The 2,374-nt window shown below is 59.8% G+C and carries 4 protein-coding genes; all 4 read right to left on the reverse strand.

Translation table 11 applies throughout. From position 1 onward, the window contains the following. Window positions 1-410: tRNA pseudouridine(13) synthase TruD (gene truD, locus D6877_RS12300; RefSeq protein ID WP_130910956.1), on the reverse strand; the 410-nt coding region annotated here is incomplete at its 3' end. Next, window positions 407-880 carry a 2-C-methyl-D-erythritol 2,4-cyclodiphosphate synthase gene (ispF, locus tag D6877_RS12305; protein ID WP_042606995.1) on the reverse strand — a complete coding sequence of 158 codons (474 nt, stop codon included), beginning with the start codon at window positions 878-880 and terminating at the stop codon, window positions 407-409. The genes ispF and truD, both read right to left, overlap by 4 nt. Before the next feature lie 44 nt (window positions 881-924). Next, entirely contained in the window at window positions 925-1,770 is an 846-nt protein-coding gene (gene fghA, locus D6877_RS12310) for an S-formylglutathione hydrolase (protein WP_130910957.1), read from the reverse strand. Window positions 1,771-1,858: 88 nt separating this feature from the next. Continuing rightward, on the reverse strand, window positions 1,859-2,374 hold a 516-nt coding region (locus D6877_RS12315; protein WP_153189067.1), incomplete at its 5' end, for a zinc-binding dehydrogenase.

The following is a 2,374-nucleotide window of genomic DNA, read 5'->3' on the forward strand; positions in this document are numbered from 1 at the left end:
GTCAGGCGCAGGGTGAAACCGTTGGCCGAATGCGCACCGCGTTGCAGCTTGCGCTTGTGGCGCGTGGTCTTGAGGATCTTCAGCGTGTCGTTTTCCGCCGCCGACAGATCCGGATCGGCCTTGCCCGGCAACTGCACGCTGAACCACTGTCGGGTCAGGGCCTGACGATCCTTGAGACCGGCATAGCTGACAGTGCGCAACGGCACGCCCACCGCTTTGGCAATCCGCCGCGCCGCTTCTTCGGTATTGAGGCCGCGCTTTTCCACCCAGATCCACAAATGTTCGCCGTCACCGCTGAACGGAATATCCAGCACTTCATCGACCTGGAAATCTTCGGCGCTGGCTTTCAGTACCGCTGTGCCGAGAGGTTGGCCATAGGCCCGAGGGCCGAGCAATTGCAGTTCATTCATGCGCGCAGCAACAAGGCAACGGAGTGCACGGCGATGCCTTCTTCGCGACCGACAAAGCCAAGCTTTTCGGTGGTGGTAGCTTTGACGTTCACTTGATCCAACTCAACTTGAAGATCCGCCGCGATCAGCGCGCGCATCGATTCGATATGCGGCGCCATTTTTGGCGCCTGGGCAACGATGGTGTTGTCGACGTTGCCGATTTTCCAGCCCTTGGCGTGGATCAGACTGACCACATGACGCAACAGCACGCGGCTGTCGGCGCCCTTGAATTGCGGGTCAGTGTCCGGGAAATGTTTGCCGATATCACCCAGCGCCGCCGCGCCGAGCAAAGCGTCGCTCAAGGCGTGCAGCAAGACGTCACCGTCGGAATGAGCGAGCAGCCCGAAGCCGTGTGCAATCCGCACGCCGCCCAGAGTAATGAAATCGCCTTCAGCGAAACGGTGCACATCGTAGCCGTGGCCAATACGCATAAAAAAAACGCCCCGATTTTTGTCAGGGCGTGATTCTACCTGCATTAACCGCGCAGAGCGCGCGCGTGATGCTGCAAGTGGTCGTCAATGAAGCTTGAGATGAAGAAATAGCTGTGGTCGTAGCCCGGTTGCAGGCGCAGCTCCAGCGGATACCCCGCTTGTTTTGCGGCGTGTTGCAGGGCTTCGGGTTTCAGCTGGGTGGCGAGGAAATCATCGCGATCGCCTTGATCGACCAGCAACGGCAACTTCTCCGAGGCCTCGGCAATCAGCGCACAGGCGTCCCACTCCTTCCACTTCGAACGGTCTTCACCCAAATAGTTGGAGAAGGCTTTCTGGCCCCACGGGCAGTCGATCGGATGGGTAATCGGCGAGAACGCCGACACTGATTGATAACGCCCGGGATTGCGCAGCGCGCAGACCAAAGCACCGTGGCCGCCCATCGAGTGGCCGCTGATGCTGCGCTTGTCGGAAGCGGGGAAATGCGCTTCAACCAGTGCCGGCAATTCCTGCACGACATAATCATGCATCCGATAATGACGCGCCCACGGTTCCTGCGTGGCGTTCAGATAAAACCCGGCGCCGAGACCGAAATCCCAAGCCTTGTCCGCATCGTCCGGGACATCCGGGCCACGTGGGCTGGTGTCGGGGGCGACGATGATCAGACCAAGCTCGGCAGCCATGCGCATCGCACCGGCCTTTTGCATGAAATTCTCGTCGGTGCAGGTCAGCCCCGACAACCAGTACAGCACTGGCAGCTTGCCGCCCTGCTCCGCCTGCGGCGGCAGGTACACGGCGAAGACCATGTCGCAATCAAGCACTTCGGAGCGATGGCGATAGCGCTTGTGCCAGCCACCGAAACTCTTCTGACAGGAAATGTTTTCCAGATTCATAGCACTTCAGCCGCAAGCTGCGAGCTTCAAGCTGCAAGAGGGCGTTGCGCCTGCTTGCAGCTTGTGGCTTGTAGCTTGCCGCTGCTCCTTAAAAATGAATGACGGTGCGGATGCTCTTGCCTTCGTGCATCAGGTCGAACGCCTTGTTGATATCTTCCAGGCCCATGGTGTGGGTGATGAAGGTATCCAGCGGGATTTCGCCGCTCTGGGCCATGTCGACGTAGCTCGGCAATTCAGTACGGCCACGCACGCCGCCGAACGCCGAACCGCGCCAGACGCGACCGGTAACCAACTGGAACGGACGGGTAGCGATTTCCTGACCGGCACCGGCGACACCGATGATGACGGACTCGCCCCAGCCTTTGTGGCAACACTCAAGCGCGGCGCGCATCAGTTGCACATTGCCGATGCACTCGAAGGAGAAGTCGACGCCGCCATCGGTCATGTCGACGATCACTTCCTGGATCGGACGATCAAAGTCTTTCGGGTTCACGCAATCGGTGGCACCGAGTTGTTTGGCGATCTCGAACTTGGCCGGGTTGATGTCGATGGCGATGATGCGCGCAGCCTTGGCTTTCACCGCGCCGATCACGGCCGACAAGCC

Source organism: Pseudomonas sp. Sample_9, assembly GCF_004307535.1.
GTDB classification, from domain to species: Bacteria; Pseudomonadota; Gammaproteobacteria; order Pseudomonadales; family Pseudomonadaceae; genus Aquipseudomonas; species Aquipseudomonas mercuritolerans.

Coding starts and splice junctions, on each gene's coding strand:
- ispF (WP_042606995.1), bottom strand. CDS start 880: ATGCGTATTGGCCACGGCTACGATGTGCACCGTTTCGCTGAAGGCGAT.
- fghA (WP_130910957.1), bottom strand. CDS start 1,770: ATGAATCTGGAAAACATTTCCTGTCAGAAGAGTTTCGGTGGCTGGCAC.